The organism is Rhodothermales bacterium, assembly GCA_039944855.1.
Lineage (GTDB): Bacteria > Bacteroidota > Rhodothermia > Rhodothermales > JANQRZ01 > JBBSMX01.
This window is the reverse complement of record JBDUXZ010000005.1, coordinates 263,419-287,708: the sequence shown is the minus strand read 5'-3', so window position 1 is coordinate 287,708 and position 24,290 is coordinate 263,419. Positions and strand designations below refer to the sequence as shown.

At 70.2% G+C, this 24,290-nt stretch carries 20 protein-coding genes; 10 read left to right on the top strand and 10 right to left on the bottom strand.

Going from position 1 to position 24,290, the window contains the following annotated elements; all coding sequences use genetic code 11:
• Window positions 1–28 precede the first annotated feature (28 nt).
• The 5 genes from ABJF88_03780 to ABJF88_03760 all read right to left on the bottom strand — a co-directional run bounded on the left by ABJF88_03780 (window position 29) and on the right by ABJF88_03760 (window position 6,587).
• Window positions 29–1,588 carry a sugar porter family MFS transporter gene (locus ABJF88_03780; GenBank protein ID MEP0546027.1) on the bottom strand — a complete coding sequence of 520 codons (1,560 nt, stop codon included), beginning with the start codon at window positions 1,586–1,588 and terminating at the stop codon, window positions 29–31.
• A 236-nt stretch (window positions 1,589–1,824) separates the two neighbouring features.
• A complete protein-coding gene (locus ABJF88_03775) occupies window positions 1,825–2,718 on the bottom strand; it encodes a serine kinase (GenBank protein MEP0546026.1) in 894 nt (297 codons plus the stop codon).
• Window positions 2,719–2,749: 31 nt separating this feature from the next.
• A complete protein-coding gene (locus ABJF88_03770) occupies window positions 2,750–4,591 on the bottom strand; it encodes an asparagine synthase-related protein (GenBank protein ID MEP0546025.1) in 1,842 nt (613 codons plus the stop codon).
• Window positions 4,592–4,779: 188 nt separating this feature from the next.
• Window positions 4,780–5,838, bottom strand: coding sequence for a beta-ketoacyl-ACP synthase III (locus ABJF88_03765; GenBank protein MEP0546024.1), 1,059 nt, complete (start codon window positions 5,836–5,838; stop codon window positions 4,780–4,782).
• A gap of 77 nt (window positions 5,839–5,915) precedes the next feature.
• Window positions 5,916–6,587: an alpha/beta fold hydrolase gene (locus ABJF88_03760; protein MEP0546023.1), complete on the bottom strand. Its 672-nt coding sequence runs from the start codon at window positions 6,585–6,587 to the stop codon at window positions 5,916–5,918.
• Between the two features lie 211 nt (window positions 6,588–6,798).
• Between ABJF88_03760 and ABJF88_03755 the strand changes: the two genes are divergently transcribed.
• The 9 genes from ABJF88_03755 (at window position 6,799) to ABJF88_03715 (ending at window position 18,059) form a co-directional block, all read left to right on the top strand.
• Entirely contained in the window at window positions 6,799–7,725 is a 927-nt protein-coding gene (locus ABJF88_03755; protein ID MEP0546022.1) for an SdiA-regulated domain-containing protein, read from the top strand.
• Window positions 7,726–7,745: 20 nt separating this feature from the next.
• Window positions 7,746–11,465, top strand: coding sequence for a BamA/TamA family outer membrane protein (locus tag ABJF88_03750; GenBank protein ID MEP0546021.1), 3,720 nt, complete (start codon window positions 7,746–7,748; stop codon window positions 11,463–11,465).
• 54 nt (window positions 11,466–11,519) lie between these two features.
• Window positions 11,520–12,341 (top strand): Pycsar system effector family protein, encoded by an 822-nt coding sequence (locus ABJF88_03745; protein ID MEP0546020.1) that lies wholly within the window; start codon window positions 11,520–11,522, stop codon window positions 12,339–12,341.
• Window positions 12,341–13,225 carry an MBL fold metallo-hydrolase gene (locus ABJF88_03740; protein ID MEP0546019.1) on the top strand — a complete coding sequence of 295 codons (885 nt, stop codon included), beginning with the start codon at window positions 12,341–12,343 and terminating at the stop codon, window positions 13,223–13,225. The genes ABJF88_03745 and ABJF88_03740 overlap by 1 nt, the downstream gene beginning before the upstream one ends.
• On the top strand, window positions 13,222–14,721 hold the full coding sequence (locus ABJF88_03735) for an adenylate/guanylate cyclase domain-containing protein (protein ID MEP0546018.1): 1,500 nt from the start codon (window positions 13,222–13,224) through the stop codon (window positions 14,719–14,721). Before ABJF88_03740 ends, ABJF88_03735 begins: the two co-directional genes overlap by 4 nt.
• Before the next feature lie 95 nt (window positions 14,722–14,816).
• Entirely contained in the window at window positions 14,817–15,833 is a 1,017-nt protein-coding gene (locus ABJF88_03730; protein ID MEP0546017.1) for an ATP-binding protein, read from the top strand.
• On the top strand, window positions 15,826–16,362 hold the full coding sequence (locus ABJF88_03725) for a cyclic nucleotide-binding domain-containing protein (protein MEP0546016.1): 537 nt from the start codon (window positions 15,826–15,828) through the stop codon (window positions 16,360–16,362). The genes ABJF88_03730 and ABJF88_03725 overlap by 8 nt, the downstream gene beginning before the upstream one ends.
• The gene (locus ABJF88_03720; GenBank protein MEP0546015.1) at window positions 16,346–17,401 is read left to right on the top strand and encodes an AI-2E family transporter; all 1,056 of its coding nucleotides are present in this window, start codon (window positions 16,346–16,348) and stop codon (window positions 17,399–17,401) included. Before ABJF88_03725 ends, ABJF88_03720 begins: the two co-directional genes overlap by 17 nt.
• 160 nt (window positions 17,402–17,561) lie before the next feature.
• The gene (locus ABJF88_03715) at window positions 17,562–18,059 is read left to right on the top strand and encodes a histidine phosphatase family protein (GenBank protein ID MEP0546014.1); all 498 of its coding nucleotides are present in this window, start codon (window positions 17,562–17,564) and stop codon (window positions 18,057–18,059) included.
• Window positions 18,060–18,118: 59 nt separating this feature from the next.
• Here ABJF88_03715 and ABJF88_03710 read toward each other — a convergent pair whose 3' ends face one another.
• A complete protein-coding gene (locus ABJF88_03710; GenBank protein ID MEP0546013.1) occupies window positions 18,119–20,503 on the bottom strand; it encodes a GAF domain-containing protein in 2,385 nt (794 codons plus the stop codon).
• A gap of 114 nt (window positions 20,504–20,617) precedes the next feature.
• Between ABJF88_03710 and ABJF88_03705 the strand changes: the two genes are divergently transcribed.
• Window positions 20,618–20,842: a hypothetical protein gene (locus tag ABJF88_03705; protein ID MEP0546012.1), complete on the top strand. Its 225-nt coding sequence runs from the start codon at window positions 20,618–20,620 to the stop codon at window positions 20,840–20,842.
• Window positions 20,843–20,857: 15 nt separating this feature from the next.
• On the opposite strand, the gene ABJF88_03700 is transcribed toward ABJF88_03705, so the two are convergent.
• The 4 genes from ABJF88_03700 to ABJF88_03685 form a co-directional block, all read right to left on the bottom strand.
• On the bottom strand, window positions 20,858–21,394 hold the full coding sequence (locus ABJF88_03700; protein MEP0546011.1) for a hypothetical protein: 537 nt from the start codon (window positions 21,392–21,394) through the stop codon (window positions 20,858–20,860).
• Window positions 21,395–21,572: 178 nt separating this feature from the next.
• On the bottom strand, window positions 21,573–22,424 hold the full coding sequence (locus ABJF88_03695; protein MEP0546010.1) for a LytTR family DNA-binding domain-containing protein: 852 nt from the start codon (window positions 22,422–22,424) through the stop codon (window positions 21,573–21,575).
• Window positions 22,421–23,599 carry a histidine kinase gene (locus ABJF88_03690; protein ID MEP0546009.1) on the bottom strand — a complete coding sequence of 393 codons (1,179 nt, stop codon included), beginning with the start codon at window positions 23,597–23,599 and terminating at the stop codon, window positions 22,421–22,423. Before ABJF88_03690 ends, ABJF88_03695 begins: the two co-directional genes overlap by 4 nt.
• Before the next feature lie 160 nt (window positions 23,600–23,759).
• The gene (locus tag ABJF88_03685) at window positions 23,760–24,167 is read right to left on the bottom strand and encodes a hypothetical protein (GenBank protein ID MEP0546008.1); all 408 of its coding nucleotides are present in this window, start codon (window positions 24,165–24,167) and stop codon (window positions 23,760–23,762) included.
• Window positions 24,168–24,290 lie beyond the last annotated feature (123 nt).

Here is a 24,290-nt window from a genome sequence, read left to right as displayed (position 1 = left end):
GCACGGAGTCAGATCGGGTGCCAGCTCGCTACGTGGGCGTCCGGACGAGCTGGGCTTCGAGCTCTTCGAGCGACTTGCCCTTCGTCTCGGGCACGACGAGGAGGACGAACACGAGCCCGACGGCGGCGAAGAGCCCGTAGATGAGGAACGTCAGCGAACTCCCGAGTGTGGCGAGCTCCCACGGGAAGACGAGCTGCACGAGGAAGCTGACCGCCGAGTTGATGAGGCCGACGAACGAGATCGCCAGTCCACGGATCCGGTTGGGGAACATCTCGGAGAACAGCACCCACATCACCGGCCCGATCGAGATCGCGAACGAGGCGACGAAGCCGAGAATCCCGAACAGGATCAGCGTCGGGTTCATCGAGATCGCCTCGGTGATGAGCTGCGACTCGTAGACCGTCGCGTCGTCCACACCGAGCGCCTCTTGCAGCGCGCCCTTGAAGGCGACGTCGCTGTCGTACGTCTGGCCGACGAGCGGGATGAGGGCCTCGGGCCGCTCGACGACGACGGCCGGGGACTCGGGGCTGAGCGTATACGTCGCCTGCCCGAACCCGTAGGCGAGCACGAACATGGCGATCGTGATGCCGGTCAGCCCGATGCCCAGGAGCGGCTTCCGCCCGAGCCGGTCGATGAGCGCGATCGCGGCGATCGTGAACACGAGGTTGATCACGCCGACGAGGATCGCCTGCACGAACGACGCGTCGGTCCCGATGCCCGACTGCTCGAAGATGATCGGGGCGTAGAAGAACACCGAGTTGATCCCGGTGATCTGCTGGAGCACGCCGACCACGACGCCGATCGTGATGACGAGGCGCATGGCGGGGGCGAAGAGGTCGCGCACCGAGGCCTTCTCCTGCACCTCGTCCTTCACCATGCTCTTCTGAATGTCGGAGAGCTCCTGCATGGCCGCGACGTTCCCGACCGCCATCTCCATGATGGGCAGGGCCTCCTGGTGCCGGCCCTGCATCACCAGCCACCGCGGGCTCTGCGGCACGAAGAACAGCCCGACGAAGTAGAGCACGGCGGGGAGCGTCTCCAGCCCCAGCATCCAGCGCCACTCGTTGCCGGCGAATCCGAGCGACTGCGCCCACGCCGCGGGGGAGTCCGCCAGTTGCAGGATGAGGTAGTTCGTGAAGAACGCGACGGTGATGCCGAGGACGATGTTGAGCTGGTTGAACGACACCATCTGCCCGCGCATCGCCGGCGGCGCGATCTCGGCGATGTACATCGGCGCGATGATGAGGGAGGCGCCGACGCCCAGCCCGCCGATCATGCGCGCGACGACGAGGAACCAGAACGAGGGCGCGATGGCCGACCCAATCGCCGAGACCGCGTAGAGGATCGAGGCGAGCACGAGGATCGACTTCCGGCCGTAGCGGTCGCTGAGCGGGCCCGAAAGCATCATCGCCAGCGTGGCCGTGAGCGTGAGCGAACTCACCGACCAGCCGAGCTGCAGCTTCGTCAGGTTGAACTCGGGCTCGATGAACTTGACGACGCCGGAGATCACGGAGGCGTCGAACCCCATGAGGAAGCCGCCGAGCGCGACGATCAGGGCGGTCCGGATGACGTAGAGGCGGTTCGGCATCGGTTTCGAAGCGGTTGGGAGAGAGGATGGTCGCACACGTCCCCCAACCGTACCGCGCCAAGGGCTGCGTTGTGAAAGCGCTACCGGAGGGAGCCCCGGTGTGAAAACCTTTTCACGTCAGGGCTATGATATTACAGGACAGGCGTACTTGCAATACACGTCTGATCTTAGCAGCCGCGCGGACGTCGTGCGTTCTCTCGGCGTCCGGGTACGCCGCCGCCGGCCCGCGCGCCGCGCTAGGCGGCCCGCCCGTCGCCTTCGACCGTATCCAGCAAAATCGGGAGGTCCCGCATCGATTCCGAGCGCGAGAGCCGCCGGACGATGACCGCGCCGAGGAGCGTCGCGCACGCCTGGAGGTGGGCGCCCGTCATCACGGACGTGCCGGCAAACCGTGGCGCGTAGAGGTGCGTGAGGAGTTGGGCGAGGGCGGCATCGCTCGCGAGCCTCTCCACGGCGCCTGGCACGCCACGGTCGAGCACGTTGATCTCCCGCAGCGGCACCGGGGCGGACTGGAACCGGTCGTGCACCTGCCACAGCCGCTTGTCGAGCGTGAGATTGGTCGTCGCGAGTTCGTCGTCGGGCACCTCGACGGCGGCGGCGGAGTCCGGCCGCAACCGGATCTGGGCGAACGCCGGGAGGACGAGCGGGCGCGCCGGGTCGGTGAGGTCGATGGCGACGACATCGTCGGAGAGGAGCGTGTGTCCCCGGGCGAGGAGGCCGGCGGCCGTCGTCGACTTGCCGGCTCCCTTCTCGCCGATGAACAGGACGGCTTCGCCGCCGAGGTTGACGGCGCTGGCGTGGAGGACGAGCAGGCCGCGTTGATGGAGGAGGATGCCGAGGCCGGGGCCGAGCAGGTACCGCCGGAGCATGGCTTCGGCGAGGGCTTCGGAGGTGTCGAACGCGCACTCGTGCCCGCCGCGCATCCGCAGCGTCACGTAGTCGCCCCACGCGATCACGACCTGCTGTCCGTCGGTGGACGCGGGCACGGAGCCGGGCTCGGGCGGCGTCCCCAGCGGCTCCCCAAAGAACTGGATGTCCGGCGCGCCGCTCACACTCGGGTCTGCGGGGGGGAGTTCGGGGAGCGGGATACTCGTCGCGATCGAGAGCCCGTAGGCTACGTAGCGGTGCATCGAAGCGGAGGGGGGCAAGGCGCTGCGGGATTCAGGTGCTGGGGTGAAGGTCAGGGTGGTTCGCGCGGGACGGAGCTTCCCGTTCTCGCTCCAGCCACCGCACGAGGACGGCGGCCTGCCACAGCGCCATGCGCGCCTGGCCGGTCGCGCGGTCGTCGACGACCGCGCGATACGCGCGCCGCACGACGTCGACGTCGAGATACGGTTCGGCGATGGAGAGGCGGTCCTCCACGAAGTCCCGGAGGCCGGTCGACGGATCGCGCAGGCTGTGAGCGAGGACGTGGCTGAGGTTGCCCTTCGTGTTCCGCGTCCGAATGGGCTCGGGCAAGTGGCTGTGCATCGCGCGGCGCAGAATATCGCGTGTCCGGCCCTGGCGGAACCGCTGCGTCGGAGGCAGCGCGAGGCAGAACTCGACGAGGCGGCGGTCGGCGAAGGGGTAGCGGGCTTCGATGCCGAATGCGGCTACGGCGCGGTCCATGACTTCGAGCGCCGCCGGCAGCAGCCCGGAGGTCAACTCGTCGTAGTGTGCGGCGCGCACCGAGCGAGGAGACCGATGGCTGTCGGTCCCGACGAAGTCCGCCTGCTCTGAATCTCGCAAGTTCCGCGCGAACTCCGGGTTCAAGAGCGTGCTGGCGAAGTCGTTCGGGTGCGGACGCCAGGGGAGGGACGGGAACGTGCGGCGCAGCGGCTCGGAGACGAGCGGGGTCCACACGTACCGGCGCGCGACGTACCGGAGCCCCTTCCACCCGCGGCCCCACTTCCTCGCCGTGGGACGCAGCTCTCGTCCGAAGGCGAGCCAGCGGCCCCGCGCGACCAACTCGGTGAGGTACACGTCGCCGTGGTAGACGACGCTGTCGCCGAGCACGCCATCCAGCAACACGCCGACGCCCTGCTGCTGCGCGGATCGGTAGAGGCCCCAGTGGAGGAACAGGTTGGGCCCGAAGAACGGCTCGTCGAGGTGCGCGAGCATCCGGTCGAGTTCCTCGAACACGCCGATGCGGTCGCCGTGGACGAGGTGCGGACGGAGGCCGCCCTGGTCCAGCACGGACTGGATGTAGCGCCGCTCGTCGCTCGCCGTCACCTCGTCGAAGACGAGCGAGAACGTGTCGAGCGGGTCGCGGCCCGTCGCCGCCAGCCGATCCCGCGCGAGGACGGTGATGGACGACGAGTCGAGCCCGCCGCTGAGCGTGGAGCCGACGGGGGCAGGGCCGCGCAGGCGGCAGCGCACAGCTTCGTCGAACAGCTCGTAGAACGCTTCGGCGTAGGCTTCGTCGGAGCCGAGGTCGAGGGTGCGGTCCGGGTCGAGCGACCAGTAGCGGCGTCGTTGCAGGCCGTCCGGCGTCACCGTGAGCGTGTGGGCCGGTGGGAGCCGAAGGACCCCTTCATAGAACGTCGCCTCCTTGTCCTCAGGCTGCAGCAGGAGGAAGTCGGCCACGCTCGCCGCGCGCACCTGCCGGGGCACGCCGAGTGCGAGGAGCGCTTTGATCTCCGAGCCGAACGCGAAGTGGGCGTCCGTGCGATGGTAGTAAAACGGGCGAATGCCGAGGTGGTCGCGCGCGCAGAGGAGCGTGCGGCGGCGCTCGTCCCAGAGCGCGAACGCGAAGGCTCCGATGAGGTGCGCGGGACAGTCGTCGCCCCATCGCTCGTAGGCCGCGAGGATCAGGGCCTCATCGGTGACCTCCGACGCCGGGCCGGGGAGCGACAGTGCTGCGATCAGCTCCACCCGGTTGTCGATTCGGGCGTCTGCGACAAGGGCAAGCGGGCCGGAGGTGATGGGCCCCGCCGCCGCGGTCCTCGACTGGAGCCCGAGCCCGACCGCGGCGTGTGACCAACATGCAGCGTGGCCGCCTCGGTGGGCCAACGCTTCCGTCATGCGCCGTAGGTCGCTCTCCGCGACGGCCGGGCCGTTGGGTTGGAAAAGGCCCGCAATCCCGCTCATGGGTTATCCGCTATCCTGCAAGCCAGTGATGCCGTCGGCGCGGGCGTGCATGCTGTGTATCCCGGCCGAGGGCTCCTTCGGCATCGTCGGATTGACACGGAGCATTAAACCGACCCGCCGGCCTACGCGATGAACCCTTCGACGGCCGGGTGCGGATGCTGCTTCGCCTTCGACGGAGCGACGGACGTGGCGGCAAGCTGGAAGATGCAGGCGGCCCACGTCAGCCCCGCGCCGAATCCGACGAGCGCGAGCGTGTCGCCCGGCTTCGCCCGGCCTGCGTCGAACGCCTCGGCGAGCGCGATCGGGATCGTCGCGGCCGACGTGTTGCCGTAGCGTTCGACGTTCATCACCACCTTCTCCATCGGGATGCCGGCCTGTTGCGCCGCGTACTCGATAATGCGGGCATTGGCCTGGTGCGGGATGAACAGGTCGATGTCGTCGGCCGTGATGCCGGCGTCGCTCATCACTTGATCGAGCGATTGGACCATCTTCGTCGTCGCGAATTTGAACACCTCGCGGCCGTTCATCCGGAGGTAGTTGTCGCCGGCGGCGATCGTCTCCGCCGTTGGCGGCGTCCGTGTGCCGCCGGAATACTGGATGAGGTGCTCGGCGCCCGAGCCGTCGGAGCCGAGCACGAACGCGTGCACGCCCGCGTCGGTCTCGTCGGTGGCCTGCATCACGACGGCGCCCGCGCCGTCGCCGAAGAGCACGCACGTCGACCGGTCCTCCCAGTTGAGGTTGCGCGTGATCGTCTCCGCGCCGATGACGAGGACCGTCTTCGCCGCGCCCGTCGCGATGAACTGGTGCGCGGTGACGACGGCGTAGACGAACCCGGTGCAGCCGACGACGAGCGCCATCGCCCCGCAGTTCGCCCCGAGCATGTCCTGGATCTGGCTGGAGACGGGCGGCGTGAGGTAGTCCGGCGTCGAGGTCGCGACGAGGATGAGGTCGAGGTCGTCGGCGGTGACGCCGGCCTGGTCCATCGCCCGCTGCGCGGCGGCGGTGCTCATCGTGGACGTGAACTCGTCGGGCCCGACGACGTGGCGCTGGGCGATGCCGGAGCGCGTGCGGATCCACTCGTCCGTGGTGTCGAGGGTTTGAGCGAGCTCGTCGTTCGTGACGATGCGTTCGGGGGCGTAGAGGCCCCATCCCGTGATCGTGCTCTGGCGCAGCGTGTTCATAAGGACCGTCGTTGGTGGGAGGAAGCGCTTTCACGCGATGGAAGATACCGTGAGGTCTCTAATCCACGTAAACGTCGCTAGCCTGCCTCACCGTTCCGGAAGCGCCCGTGGCGGAGGAAGTGGACCGTCTGCTCGGCGACGGTCCGGTTCCGCATGATGAACGCGTGCCCGGCGTGCACGACGGCGAAGTCGGCCATCCCCTCCACGCGCGTCCGCTCGACGGCGACGAGCCCGTCGCTCGGCCCATCGAAAAGGGGCGAGAACCACGGGTAAAGACTACGGACGCCCGCGATCACGCCAACCTCAGCCGTGACGGGGCCGAGGCGTGGGGGGACGCACCCGTCATCGGTCCCCAACTCCGCGAGGGCCGGTCCGCAGAACCGCGTGAACGGCCACCGGTCGCGGAGGGCGTCGGCGATCTCGCTGCCCGCGTTCGGCGGCGCGAGCATCACGGCGCGGGTCCCGTCGGGGAGCCCGTGCCGCTCGGCGAGGGCGCGGACGAGGATGCCGCCGAGCGAGTGCGTGACGAAATGGACCGGCCCGCGCGCGCCGGCCGACTCGACGACGGGTCGGACATGCTCGTCCACGAGCGTTTCGATGGCGTGGCACGTCGAGGGGTAGTCGAGGTTGACAGGGTCGAACCCCGCGCGTGCGACGCGTGCGGCGAGCGGGGCCATCGAGCGGGCAGTTCGGCCGAGGCCGTGGAGCAGAACGACAGTTGGCGTAACGATTTCGCGAGGGGCAGGCACGGGCGGGAACGTCGGGAGCGAAGAGAGGGAAGAAGGGGCGGCGCGGTGAAGAAGGCGGCGCGCCGGCCGATACGGTCTACGCCGCCCTCCGCCTATCGTTCGTCGCCGGCGCCGGAGGGCGGGAGCGGCGGGCGACGTACCTTTCTCCCATCGCGGGCTGCCTCGCCGGCCGCGCCGCCGCTGTCCTCCTCCCACCAACTCCGAACGCTTCGTGCTGCGTCCCCTCGCAGGACTTCTGCTGATCGCGCTCGTGACGAGCGGCTGCGGCAACGGGGAGCCCCCCGGCGCGTCCGCCTCCACGGCATCCCCCGCGCGGGCCGACGGAGCCGCTCCGCCGTACCGCTTCGACGCGCCGACGGCGCAGTTCGAACTGCCCGGCCGGCTCGACGAGATCTCCGGCCTGACCGCGCTCGACGGCGACCGCCTCGGCGCTGTGCAGGACGAGGACGGCGTGCTCTACGTGATTGACGCGGCGACGGGCGAGGTAACGCACGAGCACGACTTCGGGAAAGACGGCGACTACGAGGGCGTCGAGCGGGTGGGCGAGCGCGTCGTCGTGCTCCGCAGCGACGGCGAACTCGCGGTGATCGAGGATTGGCAGGCCGAGAAAGCCAGAGCGCCGACGCTCGACCCCGGCCTCCACGGCTCGTGCGACGCGGAGGGGTTAGGCTACGACGCCGACGCGGCCCGCCTCCTCATCGCGTGCAAGGAGTCGCCCGGTCGCGGACTCCGCGGGGTACGCGCCGTCTACGCCTTCGATCTCGCCACGAACACGCTCGACCCGGAGCCGGCGTTCGTGATCGCTGCCGAATCGCTCGCCGCGAGTGACGGCGAACGGGCCGTCGACGAAACCGTGCGCGCGCTCGTCCGGCCGCTCGTCGACATCAACACCTTCAAGCCGTCGGCGCTCGGGGTGCACCCGGTGACCGGCGAGGTCTACGTCCTCTCGTCCGTGCGGAAAGCGCTCGCCGTGCTCGACCGCGCGGGCAGCGTCACGGCGGTGTGGCCGCTCCCCGAGCGACTCCTGCCGCAGCCCGAAGCCATCGCCTTCTTCCCCGACGGCACGCTCTTCCTCGCCAGCGAAGCCGACGGCGACGCGGCCCGCCTCCTCCGTTACGACTACCAACCCGCTCGATGACACCTCCGTATTCCTCGCCCGTGCGACCCCTCTTCGTCCTGCTCGCGCTCGCCTTCACGCTCGGCGCGTGCGCCTCGTCCGGGACCTACGTCAGCGACCCGCTCGCGTCGTGGGACGGCGTGCAGCCCCCGCCGCGCACCGACCTCGCGTACCGCCTCTTCCTCGTCGGGAACGTCGCGGCGGAGGCGGGGGAGGAGACGCCCGCGCTCGACGCCCTCCGCGCCCAACTCGCCGAGGCGGGCGAGCAGAGTGCCGTCGTGCTCCTCGGCGACCAACTCCTCCGCCCGCTGCCCGATTCCCTCGCGGCGAACCGGGCAGCGGGCGACGCCTCGCTGGACCGCGTCGCCGCGCTCGTCGAGGGCTACCCCGGCCGCGTCGTCGTGCTCCCCGGCGACCGGGACCGGGGCGACGGCGACGCCCTCGAACGGCAGGCCGACGGGCTCGCCGACCGCCTCGGCCGCGACGTGCTCCGGCCCGAAGGCGGCCTCGCCGGGCCGAGCGTCATCGAGCTGACGGACGACCTCATCCTCGTCGCCCTCGACACCGAGTGGTGGCTCCGCGACCCCGACGACCGGCCGACGGGCGAGATTGATGGGGACGAGATCGAATCGGAGGTGGACGTGGTCGTCCGGCTCAACGAGATCATCGAGGAGTACGACGACGAGCGGATCGTCGTCGCCGGGCACCACCCCGTGTTCTCGACGGGGGCGCGTGCAGGTCAGTTCGCCCTCCGTCAGCACCTGTTCCCGCTGACCGACCTGTGGCGTCCGCTCTACGTTCCGCTTCCCATCATCGGCTCGGCGTACCCGCTGTTTCGGAGCTATTTCGGCGGGCGGCAGGACTTCTCGAATGAGGACTACCGCGAGCTGCGGGACGCGCTCCCCGAGGTGCTCAGCGAGCACGACGGCGTGGTCTATGCCGCGTCGCACGAGTACGGCCTCCAGTACATCCCCTTCCGCACCGACGCCCTGGAGTTGCAGCATCACGTCGTGAGCGGCGGAGGGGCGCGGGGCGGGCCCCTCGCCGGGGGCTCGGGCGCCGGGTTCACGCAGGGGACGGCGGGCTTCGCCTCGCTCCAGTTCTACGAGGACGACACGATGTGGCTGGAGTTCTGGGAGCCCGACGGCACGCCCGGCGGATCGCTCGCTTTCCGCACGAAACTCGAAGAGCCCCGTGGTGAAGCCGTCGACCCCGAGGTGCCCGACATCGACCCCGCCGCGCTGCCCGACTACACCGACAGCACGCGCGTTGCCGTGGCCGATCCGACGCTCGGCGCGGGGCCGGTCAAGCGGTTCTTCTTCGGCGACAACTACCGCGATGTCTGGACGGCGCCCGTCGCTGTGCCCGTGCTCGATCTCGGGAGGGCGTACGGCGGGCTGACCCCGCTCAAGCGCGGCGGTGGCTACCAGACCGTCTCGCTCCGGCTCGCCAACCCGGAGGGGCGCGAGTTTGTGCTCCGGCAGGTTCAGAAGCGGCCCGACCTCCTGCTCCCGCCCGCGCTCCGCAACACATTCGCGGCCGATGTCCTCTCCGACCAGATCTCGAGCTCGAACCCGTACGGCGCCCTCGTCGTCCCGCGCCTCGCCGACGCCGCCGGCATCTACCACACGAACCCGCAGATCGTCGTCGTCCCCGACGACCCCCGCCTCGGCGTCTACCGCGAGACGTTCGCAAACACGCTCGTCCTCTTCGAGGAGCGGCCCACGGACGAAGCGGCCGGGCTCGATAAGTTCGGGAATGCCGAGGACATCGACGGGTCGGCGACGCTGTTTCGGGAGCTGCGCGAGGACAACGACACCCGCGTCGACCAGCCGTTCTTCCTGCGGAACCGGCTCTTCGACCTCCTCATCGGCGACTGGGACCGGCACGAGGACCAGTGGCGGTGGGCGCAGTTCGAGCCGTTCATGCTCGACGCCACGCTCGAAGGCGACGCCCGCACCGAAGGCAAGGTGTACCGTCCGATCCCGCGCGACCGCGACCAGGTGTTCTTCCGCCTCACCGGGCTCCTGCCGAGCATCGCGCAGAAGGCCGTCCGCGGCCTCCAAGACTTCGACCCCGAGTACGGCGATCTCATCGGGCTCACCGACAACGGGCTGTTCCAGGACCGCCGCTTCCTCAACGAACTGACGCGCGACGACTGGCAAGCGATTGCCCGCGACCTCCAGGCTCGGATGACGGACGACGTGCTCCGCGACGCGCTCGACGCCTGGCCCGACGAAGTCGATGCGCTCCACGGCGAGCGCGTCTTGCGCACGCTCCAGAGCCGCCGCGACCGGCTCCCCGAGGTCGCCGACGAGTTTTACGAGCTGCTCGCGGGCACCGTCGACATCGTCGGGTCGGACAAGCACGAGCGGTTCGTCGTCGAGCGCGAGGGGGAGGCGACGACGGTGACGGTCTCCAAGACGAGCAAGAAAGGGGAGGACCGCCGTCAGCTCTACCGCCGCACGTTCTTCGACGGCGAGACCGACGAGATCCGGCTCTACGGGCTCGGCGGGCGCGACCGCTTCGAGATCCGGGGCGACGGTGGCGGTCCGTACGTCCGCGTCGTCGGCGGGACGGACGAGGACGAGGTCGACGCCGAGGGCGGGGCGAGCGGACGGCTCCACGTCTACGACACCGAGCGCGGGAACGAGATCGGGGCCGGTCGTGCCCGCGTCACGCTCTCCGACGACCCCGCCGTCAACCGGTACGACCCCCAGGAATTCTCCTACCCGGAGCGCTCGTACCTCCCCGTCGTCGGCTACAGCGCCACGGAAGGGGTGGCGGTGGGAGCAAGTGTGATCTGGACGCGGCCGAAGTTCCGGCGCGAGCCCTACGGCATCCAGCACCAGATTACGGCGACCGTGGCGACGGGGACGGGCGCTGTCAGCGCCGCCTACCGGAGTCACTGGGTCGAAGGGGTCGGTCGGTTCGACGTCTTTACCGAGGTCGAGGGCGCGACGCCGCAGGACGTGTACAACTTCTACGGGCTCGGGAACGAGACGACCGATGACCTCGACGAGGAGTTCTACCGCGTGCGGCAGGCGAGCGCCGCCGCCGCCTTCGCGCTTGGCCTCACGTTCCGTGAGGGGGCCGCGTTCGGGCTCGGGCCGGCGGCCGAGGTCACGTTCGTCGAGCAGACCGAGGGCCGCATCCTCGGCGACCTCCCGGCCGACGCCGAGGTGTTCGACGGCCAAGCGTTCGTCGGGGGCGATGCCTTCGCCGTGCTTCACTACGAGGATCGGCTGGTGAACCCGCAGCGGGGCTTCCGGTGGGAGAACCGGGCGGGCATCCGCACCGGCGTAGCGAACGCGGGGGATACGTTCGCGCCGCTCTCGTCGGCGCTCGCCGTCTACCTCTCGCCGAGCCTGAGCCCCCAGGTCACGCTCGCGCTTCGCGTCGGGGCCGAGCACGTGGCGGGGGACTTCCCGTTCTACCGCGCCGCCACGCTCGGCGGCGTCGAGAACCTGCGCGGCTATCGGTCGACGCGGTTCGCGGGCCGCTCCGCGTTCTACCAGAACGCCGAACTCCGCATCGCGCTGCTCGACTTCCGGACGTACGCGGCGGGCGGTACGCTCGGCGTGCTCGGCTTCGTCGACAACGGCCGGGTCTGGGCCGACGGCGAGGGCTCCTCGACGTGGCACCAGGGCTACGGCGGCGGGCTGTGGGTCAACCTCTTCGACCTCGCCCTGCTGCGCGGGACCGTCGGCGTGTCGCCGGAGGGGGCCCTCGTGAACATCGGCCTCGGATTTTTGTACTAGTCGTGCGCAGACAGCGTCCTAACCTGCCGTTCCCACTCCCCAGCCCCCATCCCCATGCAGTCTGACGAACCCGTCTCTCCCGAGGCGCAGCCGGCCGAGTCCGACGGCAGCGCCGGCCCCGAGCCCGACATGCCCGAGCCCGAAGTCCTCGAATCCGCCGACGTCGAGGCCGTCGCCGAGGCGGCGGCCGTGGCGGTGGAGGAGGCCCGCGCCGAGCGGAAGGCCGAGAAGAAGCGGAAGAAGAAGGAGAAGAAGAAAAAGGACACGTCGCTCGGGTCGAGCCGCGGCGTCGAGACCATGTTCCGCACGTCGTACCGCGTCCACATGGACCTCTCGTCGCTGGCCGACACGAAGGCCAACATCATGATCTCGATCAACGGCCTCATCCTCCCGATCCTCCTCGGGGCGATCTCGCCGAAGATCGACTCGAACCCGTGGCTGCTCATCCCGACGTCGGTGCTGATGATCGGGTGCCTGATCTCGATGGTGTTCGCCATCCGATCGGCGCGGCCCCGCGTCAACGAGGACCCGATCACGCTCGATCAGGTGCGGGCCAACACCGCGAACATCCTCTTCTTCGGCCACTTTGCCAACATGCGGCGCGACGAGTTCGAGGAGGGGATGACGGAGCTGATGCTTGACAACGACCGGCTCTACCGAAACATGATCCGCGACCTCTACGGGCTCGGCAGCGTGCTGACGTTGAAGTTCAAATTGCTCCGGACCTCGTACACCGTGTTCATGATCGCGATCGTGACGGGCGTGCTCCTCTTCATCGGGACGTACTACCTCATCGCGACCGACGTGATCGGGTCGGAGCCAGTCCCGGTCGTGGAGACGGCTCCGACGTTCCCGAACCTCATCCCCCAGCCCTGATGCGCGTCACCCTGTGGGGAGTCCGAGGCTCGACGCCGGCACCGGGCGCGCCGTTCGCGCGCTACGGCGGCCACACGACGTGCGTCTCGGTCGTGGTCGGGGACCGCGTCCTCGTGCTCGACGCGGGGACCGGGATCCGACCGCTCGGCCGCGCGCTCGTCGGGCGGAGCGAGGAGCTCTTCGTCCTCCTCACGCACCTCCACGCCGACCACGTCATCGGCTTCCCGTTCTTCGCCCCGCTCTACGAGGACGGCCGGCTCGTCCACCTCCTCGACCACCGGGACGAGGACGAGGGCTCGTGGTCGCCGCTCTCCCTCTTCGACGGCGTCCATTACCCGCTCCACCCCGGCGACCTCCCGTGTGCCGTCCGGCGCGTCGGCGGCGACCCCGTCGCGTTCCTCGCCGAGCATGGGATCGACCTCGCGCGGCAGGCGCTGAACCACCCCGGCGGCGCGTTCGGCTACCGCGTCACGCACGAGGGCCGGTCCTTCGTGTTCATCCCGGACAACGAACTCGACCCGCCCGCCCGCGAGGTCGACCACGACGCCATCGTCGCGTTCTGCCGGGACGCCGACGTGCTCTGCCACGATGCGCAGTACCTCGACACCGAGATCGCGGCGCGGCGCGGGTGGGGCCACAGCAGCGTCGCGCAGGCGGCGGAACTGGCGATTGAGGCGGGGGTTCGGAACGCCGTCCTGTTCCACCACGACCCCGACCGGACCGACGACGAACTCGACGCCATCCAGGCCGACGCGAACGAGCGGCTCGCGCCGCACGACATCGGGTGCACGGTGGCGTTCGAGGGGCTGACGTTCGATTTCGGCAACGGCGACGTCGTCCTGCCGCCCCCCGCCCTGATTGCCACGAAAGCCGAGAGCGCATGAGCGAAGAGACGACCCCCGACACCGCCGCGCCACCGGCCGACGACCAGCAGGCGGCACCCGCCGAGGAAGCGGCCCACGCCGAGAAGACGGCGCGGCCCGAGGCCCTCGTCCTCGTCGTCGACGACGAGCCGGACCTCGCCGCGCTGATCCGCCAGAAGTTCCGCCGCCGCATCCGCAAGGGTGAGCTCGACTTCCTCTTCGCGGGCGACGGGCACGAGGCGCTCGACCAACTCCGGTCGCACCCCGACGTGGATCTCGTGCTGACCGACATCAACATGCCGCGGATGGACGGGCTCACCCTCCTCGCCGAGCTGACGCGGCTCGGCGGGGGCGAGGGCCAGCCCGGTGCCGTCGTCGTCACCGCCTACGGCGACATGATGAACATCCGCACGGCGATGAACCGGGGCGCGTTCGACTTCCTCACGAAGCCCATCGACCTCGACGACCTCGAAGTCACGCTCGACAAAGCCCTCGAGCGCGTCGGCGAACGGAAGCAGGCGGCGCACGCGCGCGAGACCGTCGGCCGCTACCTCTCCGACGAGGTGGCCGAGACGCTCCTCGCCGGGCCGGAGGCGACGGAGCTCGGCGGCGAGCGCCGGCGCGTGACGATCCTCATGTCCGATCTCCGCGGGTTCTCCGCCCTCAGCGAGCGGCTCGCGCCCGAACGCGTCGTGGACGTGCTCAACATCCACCTCGGCGTCATGGCCGGCGTCATCGCCGAGTACGGCGGCACGATCGACGAGTACATCGGCGATGGGATCCTCGTGCTCTTCGGCGCGCCCGTCGCGCGGGAGGACCACGCCCGCCGCGCCGTCGCCTGCGCGATTGCGATGCAGCTCGCGATGGACGAAGTGAACGAGCGCGCCGCCGCGATGGGGCTGCCGCGCCTGCAGATGGGGATCGGCATTAATACGGGCGACGTCGTCGTGGGCAACATCGGGTCCGAGAAGCGGATGAAGTACGGCGTCGTCGGGAGCCCGGTGAACGAGACGGGGCGGATCGAGTCGGCCACGGTCGGCGGGCAGATCCTCGTCTCGGAGTCGACGCTCTCCGAGGCCGGGCCGGACGTGAAGGTCCGCCGCGCTCTCCACCTCGGGGCGAAGGGCTTCGCCGATCCGATCCCGCTCTTCGAGATCGAGGGCATCGGCGGGCCGGTCGGGCTCGCCCTGCCGGAGCAGAACCACGCGCTGCAGCCGCTCGCCCGCCCGCTCCCCGTCCGCTTCTACGTGCTCGACGGGAAGCGGCTCGGTGACGACGCCGTCGACGCCGACTTCGTCGCGCTCTCCGAGGCGGGCGGCCTCCTCCGTACCGACCGCCCGCTCGACCCCTTCGCCGACCTCAAGCTCCACGTCCCGCTGCCCGATGCGTCGGCGCAGGGGCACGCCTACGCGAAGGTGCTCGAAGCCTCCGACGACGGCTACGCCGTTCACTTCACGGCGATGGCGGACGACGTCGCCGACGTGCTGCGCTCGTGCGCGCGGCGCGAGGCATCGTAGTGTCGGGTGCCCCGTCGCAACGCGCGGCGCCGTACGTTTAGGCCGTAGCGATCTCGGGCCGCCGCCGCTCGCTCCCCGCTCTTCTCATCGCGCTCATGGACCCGCTCCTCCTCGTTTTCCGCATCGCCGTGCTCGGGCTCGCCGGCTACCTCTGGTGGTCGAGCCGGCGGCTGGCGAAGGCGAACGCCGAACTGCGGGCCGAGGCCGAGGCCCATGCGGAGGCGCTGCGCGAGCGCGACGCCGCGCTCGAATCCGCGCGCGAGGACTTGCGGATCAAGCAGGACCAGCTCGTCCGCGCCCGGCAGCTCGCCTCGCTCGGGCAGCTCACCGGCGGCATCGCGCACGAGATCAAGAACCCGCTCAACTTCGTCAACAACTTCGCGCGCCTCTCCGTCGACCTCGCGGGCGAGTTGAAGGAGACGCTCGAAGAGCACCGCGACGCTCCCGTCTCTGAGGTGCTGGACGAGGTGAACGACCTCCTCGACGACCTCGCCCACAACGCCCAGAAGATCTCCGAGCACGGTGAGCGCGCCGACACGACCGTCCGCAACATGCTGATGCACGCGCGCACGAACGCCAGCCAGCGCCAGCCCACCGACCTCAACAAGCTCGTCGCCGACTACGCGAACCTCGCCTACCACGGCATGCGCGCCGCCGACCCCCACTTCAACGTGACGATCGAGTACGACCTCGACCCGACCGTGGGCGAGGTGGAGGTCGTGCCGCAGGACCTCGGCCGCGTGTGCATCAACCTGTTCAACAACGCGTTCTACGCCGTCACCGAAAAGGCCGACGCCGACGAGGCGTTCGACCCCGTGGTCGCGCTGCGGACGGTGGCGCGGGACGGCGAGGTGGTCATCCGCGTGGAGGACAACGGGACGGGGATTCCGGCCGAGGTCCGCGCCCAGGTCTTCGAGCCGTTCTTTACGACGAAGCCGCCGGGCACGGGGACCGGCCTCGGCCTCTCGCTCTCCTACGAGATCATCACGAAGGCGCACGGCGGGGCGATGGAGGTCGAGTCGCGCGAGGGGCAGGGGACGACGTTCATCCTCACGATCCCGCGCGCGCGCTCGGAAGAGAGCCGCAGCGGGGAGGAGCGCCGCGATGGATAGCCTCTGGGGCAACGTCTTCCGCGTGCGGCCTGTCGCGGGTACCGAGGCGCTGCTCCGGCGGGTGCCGATGTTCACCGACCTCGACCGGCGCGAGCTCGCCGAGTTGGAGAAGATCCTCTACCGGAGGGAGTACCGCACCGGCGAGGTGATCTTCCGGCAGGGCGACCCCGGCGTGGGGATGTACGTCGTCGAGAGCGGCTCCGTCGCGATCGTCTACGAGCCGACGGAGCGCCTGCTGGCCGAGCTCCGCGGCGGCGACTTCTTCGGCGAGATCGCCCTCCTCAACGAGACACCGCGCTCGGCGCGGGCGACGGCCACGGCGCCGACCGTGCTCCACGGCCTCTTCCAGCCCGAACTCTTCGACCTGCTGGAGCGCTCGCCGCGCGTGGGCGTGAAGCTGCTGCTGCCGCTCGCGCAGAACCTCGGCACCCGCCTCGTCCACGCCGACGGCGAGCTCCAGCGTCTGCACGAGCGTCTCGCTACGTTGGAAGCGGGCACCGAACCGGACGACGATGCCGCGATGGGGTAAGGCTCTCTTGCTGGCCGCGGCGGCGGTGGCTGCCGTTGCGTTGCTGTGGCCAGTCCGCGGCGTCGTGCAGCTCGTGGTGCTCGGCGGGCTGCTGGCGTACCTCCTCGACCCGCTCGCCGTACGGCTCGAAGCGCGCGGGATGAGCCGGCTCTGGGCGTCGGTCACCGTCTTCGGCGGGCTGCTCGTGCTAATCGGCGTGCCGCTCGCGCTCCTGTTCCCGTCGCTGGCGGCGCAGGTCGCTGGGCTGCAAGAGGGGATCGACCTCGAAGTCGCGTCCGAGGTGCTCGGCGACATCGAGCGGTGGCTCGGCGACCGGCTCGCCCCGCTCGGCGTCCCCCGGCCCGACCTGCGAGAGCGCGTGGCGGTGTTCACGACCGAGCACCTGGACGACGTCGTGGGGTTCGTGCCGGGCGTGCTCGGCCTTGCGACGCAGTTCGTGATCGTCCCCGTGATCGCGTTCTTCCTGCTCAAAGACGGGCGCCGCTTCCGGCGGGCGTTCATCGGCGCGGTCCCGAACCGCTACTTCGAGTTCACCCTCAACGCGCTGCGCAAAGCCGACGCCCAACTCGGCGGCTACCTCCGCGGCCAACTCCTCGCCGCGTTTATCGTCGGCCTCCTCGCCACGTTCGCGCTGTGGCTCATCGGCGTCGAGTACTACTTCCTCGTCGGCGCGGCGGCAGGCGTGGCGAACCTCATCCCATTCCTCGGCCCCTTCATCGGCGGCGTCATCGCCGTCGCGGTCTCGGCCGTGACGACGGGCGGGCTCGATCAGGTGCTCCCCATCGTCGTCGCCTTTTTCGTGATCCAACTCATCGACAATTTCGGCTCGCAGCCGCTCCTGTTGTCGCGGAACGTAGAGTTGCACCCGCTCGTGATCCTCCTCGTCCTCCTGGCGGCGGGCGATGCGTTCGGCCTGCTCGGGCTGCTCCTCGCCGTCCCCGCCGCCGCCGTGCTGAAGGTGCTCGTGCAGGAGTTCGTGACGACGTTCCGCAGCTACCGCTTCCACCGACCGGCCAAACCGAATCCGGGAGCACGATGAGCGCTGGCTTCAGCGCCGAAGCCGGAATCGAGGTCCGTGGTCCGTCGGGATCGCGCCCCCGGAGGCCGCGGTGGGAGCTAGAAGAGAAGCCCGCTCTTTCCCTCCACGCCCCTACTCCCGTGACAGCGGACTACCGACCACTGACAACGGACCACCACCCATGAAAACGATCCTCCTCCTCCGCCACGGCAAGTCCGATTGGGACGCCGACTACAGCCACGACCACGACCGGCCCCTCAACAAACGTGGCCGGCAGGCGGCCAAAACGATGGGTCGCTTCCTCGCCGCGAGCGGCGTGATTCCCGACCAAATCGTGACCTCGACGGCCGTGCGGGCCCTCGCGACGCTCGACCTCGCACGCGAGGCCGGCGGGTTCACGGCCCCGGTGCGGGCGACGCGCGACCTCTACGGCGCGGGGCCGGGCGACCTCCTCGGCGAGATCCACGCGGCGGATGAGGCGGCAGACGTGCTCCTCCTCGTCGGGCACCAGCCGGGGTGGGGTGAGACCGTCGGCCGGCTCATCGGTGGTGGGGCCGTGCGCTTCCCGACGGCGGCGCTGGCGTGCGTCGAAGTCGGCGTATCGCGGTGGCGCGACGTGGCGTTCGGGCGCGGCGAACTCGTCTTCCTCGTCCCCCCGAAAGCGCTCGGCGACGTGTGAACGTGTGGAGGTGCGGGGGTGTGAAAGTCCAACCACATCCACACCCCCGCACCTCCGTACTACGCCGTTTCCATCGCGGCGCGGCGCGCGTGCTCGGGCGTCACGTCCAACTCCATCCCCCGCGGCTGTGACGCGATCGGGACGCGGAGCGCGTGGAGGCCCTGCACGCCCGGCATCGGCTCCAGCCCGAGTTCCTCGACGGGGCCGCCGACGTAGCCCGCCGCGCGGAGGTAGTCGAGGTAGGTGCGGTACTCGGCGAGGTCGCGTTGGTGGGAGAGCACGATCGCGAGGCGGCCCGGCTGCGTGAGCCGCTCCTTGGTTCCGGCGACGGTCGCCTTGTCGATCCGCTTTTTGACGATCTCGTAGCGCGTGTTGTACGCGCCGTCCACGTCGAACTGCTTCTCGTCGTAGCGGAAGCGGATGGCGAGGGGCGTGCTCTGGACGAGGAGGAGGTGGGCCGTTTCAAGCGGCATCGGGAGGTCCGGTGCGATGCGGTCGAGCGCCCACGCCGTACTGCACGTCGTCATGAGCTGCCAGAGGCGGAGGTTGCGGAGGGCGAGCGGGTCCGCCTCGCCCGTTTCGAGGATGGCGTCGCCGACGTAGATCGTGTACTCGACGCCGTCGGTCTTGTACTTCTCGAAGTAGTGGGGGACGAGGGCCTGCGCGTACGCCTCCTGCCGTTCGAGGTGGCACGAGATCGTCTCGTTGATCTTCGTCACCGACGCTTCGTAACGCTGTCGGGCGCCGTACCGCATCCCGAGGGCGGGGTCGAGCGCGGCGCGGTACGTCGCCACACGCTCGCCGACGCGCGGCCCGTAGCGGGCGAGGTGGTCGAAGAGCCCCTCGACGTCGCGTCGCAGAAACTCCAGCACGCCCACCTCGTGCTCGGTGCTCAGCCCCTCTTCGATCTCTTCGATGAGGCGCTGGAGGCGGAAACCGATCTCGTCGAGCCCCGGCAGCGGGCGGTACGACGCCGCCTCGACGACGACGGAGAAGGCGAGGCTGAGCTGCTCGGTGAGGTCCTCGGCGATCGCCTCGTTCCGGTGCGACGAGGAGCGGCGGATGTCGGAGAGCCCGTAGAGCGGGACGACGCCGGGGAACACGATGGGCTCCATCACGCGCGCCGCGCCGCCCTCGGCGTCGAGGTAGCGGATCGCCGCCTCGCGGAAGCGCCACTCGACGACGGGGTGGATGGCCGTGCACTGGGATTTGATGACGGCCTGCACGTGGTCGCGCCGCTCGTCGAGGCTCCGGCGCATCGCCGTGGCGAAGAGGCCCGCCACCTCATCCACCTTCATCGTGTTGAATGCGTTGATCGCTCCGACCTCGGGCGAGGCCAGCTCCAGCAGCCCGACCGTCCGCGACCCGGCGCGCAGCGGGGCCACCATCACGCTCTGGAAGCCCTCGGCCAGCAGGTGCGCCTCGTAGCCCGTCTGCGGCTCGTGCACCGTGAGGTCGGGGACGACGACGGGGTAACGCTGCTCGATCGCGCGGGCGTACACCGAGTGGCCTTTGTTCGGGCAGAACGGGACCTCGCCCGACGAGAGCAGCAGGCTCCGGCCGACGGCGCGGACGCGGCGCACGGCGGGGTCGCGCGCGTCGTCGTCGCTCAGCTCGCCCTCTTCGAGGCAGATCAGCCCGAACCGCGCGCTCGGGCAGCCGAGGAGCGAGCGGAGGCGGGGCTCGAGGAGCGCCACGCTCGCCTCCGACGTCATCGCCCCCTTCTGCAAGAGGTCGTCCTTCAGCGCCGAGAGCACCTGCTGATCGGTCACGTCGAGGGCGCTGACGATGCCGAAGCCGCGGAGCGTGAACCGCTCGGGCGGGAGGAGCCGCTGCCACAGCGCGCGGTCGACCGGCGCGGCGACGAGGCGGGCGAGGTCGGTCTCGCTGAGCGCCGGGCACGGGCCGTCGGTGTCTACCCACGCAAAGCGCGTGTCGACGTCGAGCTTGAAATAGCGCTCCAGCCCCGTCTCCGCGTCGTCGAGCGTGACGATGAGCGGCACGTCGTACGGGACGCGGATGCCGTAGCAGTGCTCGAGGAGGAGGTAGTACGCCATCATCGTCCGGCCGAACTCGAAGCCGCCCCGGTCGAGGCTCATCCGGCGGTGGAGCTCGGCGTCGAAGAGCCCGAGCCGCTCGCACGTCGGCGTGGCGTAGAGCACGTCGGTGCCGAAGACGGGCATGACGGCAGCGACGGTCTCGTCCCAGTGGGCGCGGGGGAAGACGGCGCTGAGGAGGAGGTCGGCGAGGGAGCCGTGGTCGCGGAGGAACGCGGGGTCGAGGTCGGCGGCGAGGGCGGCGGGCGTGGCAGCGAGCCGCTCGGCGACGACGCGGGCGAAGGGGCTCCATGTTTGCCCGTCGGCCCCGGCGTCTTCCCAGAAATCGGCGAGGCGCTGGAGGCTCAGCGAGGTCGCGAAGGGGAACGGATCGGTGGGGGAGGCCATGGCGATACCACGAGCCGGGGCGTGGAAAATTTAGTGATCCCGTCGCGCCGATGGTGCTAGTGCAGCCGTCCGGGCACAGCGTAGTTTCGGGTCCGTCACCACTGTGGAGGCGGGATGCCGCTCAATAATACGATCACCGAAGAAGAGGGGCGGGAGCGCGAGGCGTACTACGTCGCGCTCGCCCGGCTCCGCGCCAAGATCGACGAGGTCGAGCGCGCCTGCGTCGAGGACGCGGCGGTGCGGAGCGCCGTGCAGATCGCGGCGGAGAGCTACGCGACTCAGCTCGAAGCGCTTCGGAAGGAGGCCGCGCGGCGGCGGCGGCGAGCGCGCCGGGGCTAGCGGCCCGAGCGAGCGTCAGTCGCCGGTGGAGAGGTAGCGCTCGGGGATCGGCTGGCCGGGCCGCTCGTTGTCCCACAGCACCGACACGATCCACCACCGGCTCCCGTCGTCGAAGAGCTGGATGGAGTTGATCCCGCGCATGACCGGGTCCGAGTCCGGCGTCTCGATCCGGCTCTCGTAAGCGCTGAACGCGTGGGCGACGGCCCCGAACCGCTCCGTCTTCCGGCCGATCTCCGTCTCCCAGAACCCGTTCTGCATGAGCTGTGGCCCGGCCCGCTCGATGTACTCCTCGACGGTCCAGACGCGGGCTGCGTTGCCGCCGTCGCGTTGCGGGCCGGTCGGGATGAGGCGGGCGCCGGGGAGGAACAGCGTCCGCATCCGGTCCCAGTCGCGGAGTTCGGCGGGCGGCCCCGAGATCACGTCGTAGAGCGCGGTGAGGATGGCATCGACTGAGGCGACGTCGGCTGCGTTGGCGGTCGGGAGATCGGCGTCGGGCTGCGCGGCGGCAGCGGGCGCGAGGGTCAGGAGAACGGCGAGGACGAGCGCGCGCATGGAGGTCGGATTTGGGAAATAGAAAGCGCCTCCACCGAGGGCGGCCGACCGGGAGTCCTGCTCAGCCCCTCGGTCGGGCCGGCCCCTCGGGAGAGGCGCACACGCAGTGCTACGGAGCGGTCATCGGTGGGATGCGTCGGTGTCACGAGCCCGCCCGGCGCTGATACGAACGGGCCGCTCAGCCGAGCCGCCCGGCGATGCTCTCGAGGCTGTCGCGGTAGGTCCGGCTGAGCTTGAGCTGCGTGCCGTCGTCGAGGAGCACGATGTACTCGCCGTGGAAGTAGCTCCGCAGCTCGCGCACGCGCTCGCGGTTGACGATCGTCGAGCGGTGGATGCGGACGAAGCGCTCGGGGTCGAGCTGCTCGGCGAGGTTCGTCAGCGTCTCGCGGAGGAGGTGCGTCTTGGCGCCGACGTGGAGCCGGGCGTAGACGCCGGCGCCCTCGATCCAGTCGATGTCGTCGACCTTCACGATGAGGATGCGGTCGCCGGAGCGAATCGCGAGGCGGTCGGTCGGCTGTTGGGGCGGGCGGTCCACGAGGCCGACGGGCTCGTCGCGCCCCTCCTGCACGGTGCGGAGGAGGGCGAGGAGGCGGTGGCTGAGCCCGGCGAGGTGGCCGCGCTCGATCCGCGCCTGCGCCCGCTGGAGCGCCTGCTCGAACCGCTCGTCGTCGAACGGCTTGAGGAGGTAGTCGACGGCGTGGAGCTCGAAGGCGCGGAGGGCGTGCTGGTCGTAGGCCGTGACGAAGATGACGGCGGGCATCGTATCGGGGTCGAGCGCTTCGAGCAGGTCGAGCCCGCTCATCTCGGGCATCTGCACGTCGAGGAGCACGAGATCCGGCTCCTCGGACTGGATGGCGGCGAGGGCCTCTTTTCCGTTCGTGCATGTGCCGACGGTCTCGAACCCGTCCTGGTCGGCGAGCAGCTTCGTGATGCGCTTGCGGGCAGGCGGCTCGTCGTCCACGATGAGGACGCGGATGGGGCGGTCGAGGGGGTTCGGGTCGGACGGCACGGTCGGGGCGGGTTGGGTCACGCGGAGACGAAGGTCGGGGTGGTGTGGAAGGGGACGACGAGCGAGATCGTGAGGCCGTGGCCGGGGCGGCTGCGGAGGGCGAAGTGGTGGGCGTCGCCGTAGAGCCGTTCGAGCCGCTCGCGCGTGTTGCGCAGGCCGAGCCCGCCGCGCGCCGAGCCGGGGGCGGGCGCGCCGTCGCCCGATGGCAGCGCGCCGTCGCCGGAGGCCCCATCGCCGGAGGGGAACGTGATGGGGAGGCCGGGGCCGTCGTCCTCGACCTCGAGCCGGAGCGTGGCGCCGCTGCGCCGGGCGCGGATGGCGACGTGGCCGGGCCCGGCGAACGGCGCGACGGCGTGCTTCAGCGCGTTCTCGACGAGGGGCTGGAGGATGAGGTTCGGCACGAAGGCGTCGAGCGCGTTCTCGTCCACGTCGATCTCCACCGTCAGCCGGTCGCCGAAGCGGACGCGCTCGATCTGGAGGTAGCGGTCGAGGAAGGCGAGCTCCTGTTCGAGCGGGACCTCCTGCTCGCCCACGCTGTCGAGCGAGAGGCGGAGGAGGTCCGAGAGGTCGACGAGCATCCGGCGCGAGCGCTTCACGTCGTCGTCCATGAGCGACGAGATGGCGTGGAGCGTGTTGAAGAGGAAGTGGGGGTTGAGCTGCATCCGCAGCGCGGCGACCTGCGCCTGCGCGAGCTGGCCTTCGAGCTGGGCCGCGCGGAGCTCGCGCTCGAGGTACTGCTGCCGGTAGCTGAGCGCGTGGAGCACGGCCGCGACGGCGGTGTAGAAGATGAGGTCGAGGAAGAGGGTCCGGACCTGCGCCGACTTGAACTCGGCGAGGGCATCATAAGGGTTGCCCACGAACGCCTCGAACGCCCCGCGCAGCCCGAAGTACACGAGCGTCGTGCCGACGCTGACGGCGAGCGCGGCGCCGAGGTGGACGAGCGCGTGGGGTACGGCCTGCCGCCCGCCGACCGGGTAGCGCTGGACGAGCCGGAGGATCAGCGGCGTCGCCAGCGCCCAGAGGTTGAAGATGAGGAGGTTCCAGCCGATCCGCTCCCACTCCAGCGGGACGTCGGCGAACGCGTACGCCAGCAGGTACTGCGCCGTCGCCACGAGCCACACGCCGTTCCACGCGGCGAAGATGACGAGCGGCCGGATCGGCGGCATCGGGCGGAGGGGAGGGGCGAGGTCGGGCATCGGGAGGCGTCGTTGGCCGAGGGCGAAACCTAAGGATACAGCCTGCCGCCTCGTGCGCGGCGGCCGGATGATGCGCACGGGCTCGCCGCCGTTGCGAGCGGGACGCCTGATTCCGGCGTCCCGCGTGCGGTCGGGCGTCCCGCGTGCTACAGACCGAAGACTACACCGCGCCGCTCGCGCTGCCGGCGCACACCCCGTAGAGCAGGAGCGCGGCCAGCACGACGGCCCCGACGCCGTAGAGCTTCATGTACCGGATGACCGGCGGCACGACCCACGTCGCGAATCGGTGATGCCACCGCCAGGGGATACAGAGGAGCACGACCGTCGTCCCAACGACGACCCAGCCGAAGACGCGGAACACGTCGGGCTGCCACATTGCTGGGGAGAACAGGACGAGCGCGCCGCCTACTACGAGGCGCACAGCTTGTTCGAGGTAGTGCGCGCGGGCCGAACTCGCGAAGGCGTGGAGGAACCGTTCGGCGCGCGCAGGTCGAGCGAGGATCGTCACGGCGAGCCCGATCAGGAAGAGGGCAAAGGCCACCACGACGATGCCCGACAGCAATCTCATGGTCCAGTGGTTTGCCGATCAGGTGAGGCGCGCTCTTCTTCGGTGTGCAGTTGCGGGATAGGCATCCTGGATGGCGAGGCTCCAACATCGCCCGAGCTACTTGGCGGCTTGTTTCGGACGCAC

Bases quoted from the DNA above. Each gene is read 5' to 3' on its own strand.
- ABJF88_03725 (MEP0546016.1), top strand. From the start codon at position 15,826: ATGGATAGCCTCTGGGGCAACGTCTTCCGCGTGCGGCCTGTCGCGGGT.
- ABJF88_03700 (MEP0546011.1), bottom strand. From the start codon at position 21,394: ATGCGCGCGCTCGTCCTCGCCGTTCTCCTGACCCTCGCGCCCGCTGCC.
- ABJF88_03715 (MEP0546014.1), top strand. From the start codon at position 17,562: ATGAAAACGATCCTCCTCCTCCGCCACGGCAAGTCCGATTGGGACGCC.
- ABJF88_03740 (MEP0546019.1), top strand. From the start codon at position 12,341: ATGCGCGTCACCCTGTGGGGAGTCCGAGGCTCGACGCCGGCACCGGGC.
- ABJF88_03705 (MEP0546012.1), top strand. From the start codon at position 20,618: ATGCCGCTCAATAATACGATCACCGAAGAAGAGGGGCGGGAGCGCGAG.
- ABJF88_03735 (MEP0546018.1), top strand. From the start codon at position 13,222: ATGAGCGAAGAGACGACCCCCGACACCGCCGCGCCACCGGCCGACGAC.
- ABJF88_03710 (MEP0546013.1), bottom strand. From the start codon at position 20,503: ATGGCCTCCCCCACCGATCCGTTCCCCTTCGCGACCTCGCTGAGCCTC.
- ABJF88_03685 (MEP0546008.1), bottom strand. From the start codon at position 24,167: ATGAGATTGCTGTCGGGCATCGTCGTGGTGGCCTTTGCCCTCTTCCTG.
- ABJF88_03775 (MEP0546026.1), bottom strand. From the start codon at position 2,718: ATGCACCGCTACGTAGCCTACGGGCTCTCGATCGCGACGAGTATCCCG.
- ABJF88_03770 (MEP0546025.1), bottom strand. From the start codon at position 4,591: ATGACGGAAGCGTTGGCCCACCGAGGCGGCCACGCTGCATGTTGGTCA.
- ABJF88_03720 (MEP0546015.1), top strand. From the start codon at position 16,346: ATGCCGCGATGGGGTAAGGCTCTCTTGCTGGCCGCGGCGGCGGTGGCT.
- ABJF88_03730 (MEP0546017.1), top strand. From the start codon at position 14,817: ATGGACCCGCTCCTCCTCGTTTTCCGCATCGCCGTGCTCGGGCTCGCC.
- ABJF88_03745 (MEP0546020.1), top strand. From the start codon at position 11,520: ATGCAGTCTGACGAACCCGTCTCTCCCGAGGCGCAGCCGGCCGAGTCC.
- ABJF88_03690 (MEP0546009.1), bottom strand. From the start codon at position 23,599: ATGCCCGACCTCGCCCCTCCCCTCCGCCCGATGCCGCCGATCCGGCCG.
- ABJF88_03765 (MEP0546024.1), bottom strand. From the start codon at position 5,838: ATGAACACGCTGCGCCAGAGCACGATCACGGGATGGGGCCTCTACGCC.
- ABJF88_03780 (MEP0546027.1), bottom strand. From the start codon at position 1,588: ATGCCGAACCGCCTCTACGTCATCCGGACCGCCCTGATCGTCGCGCTC.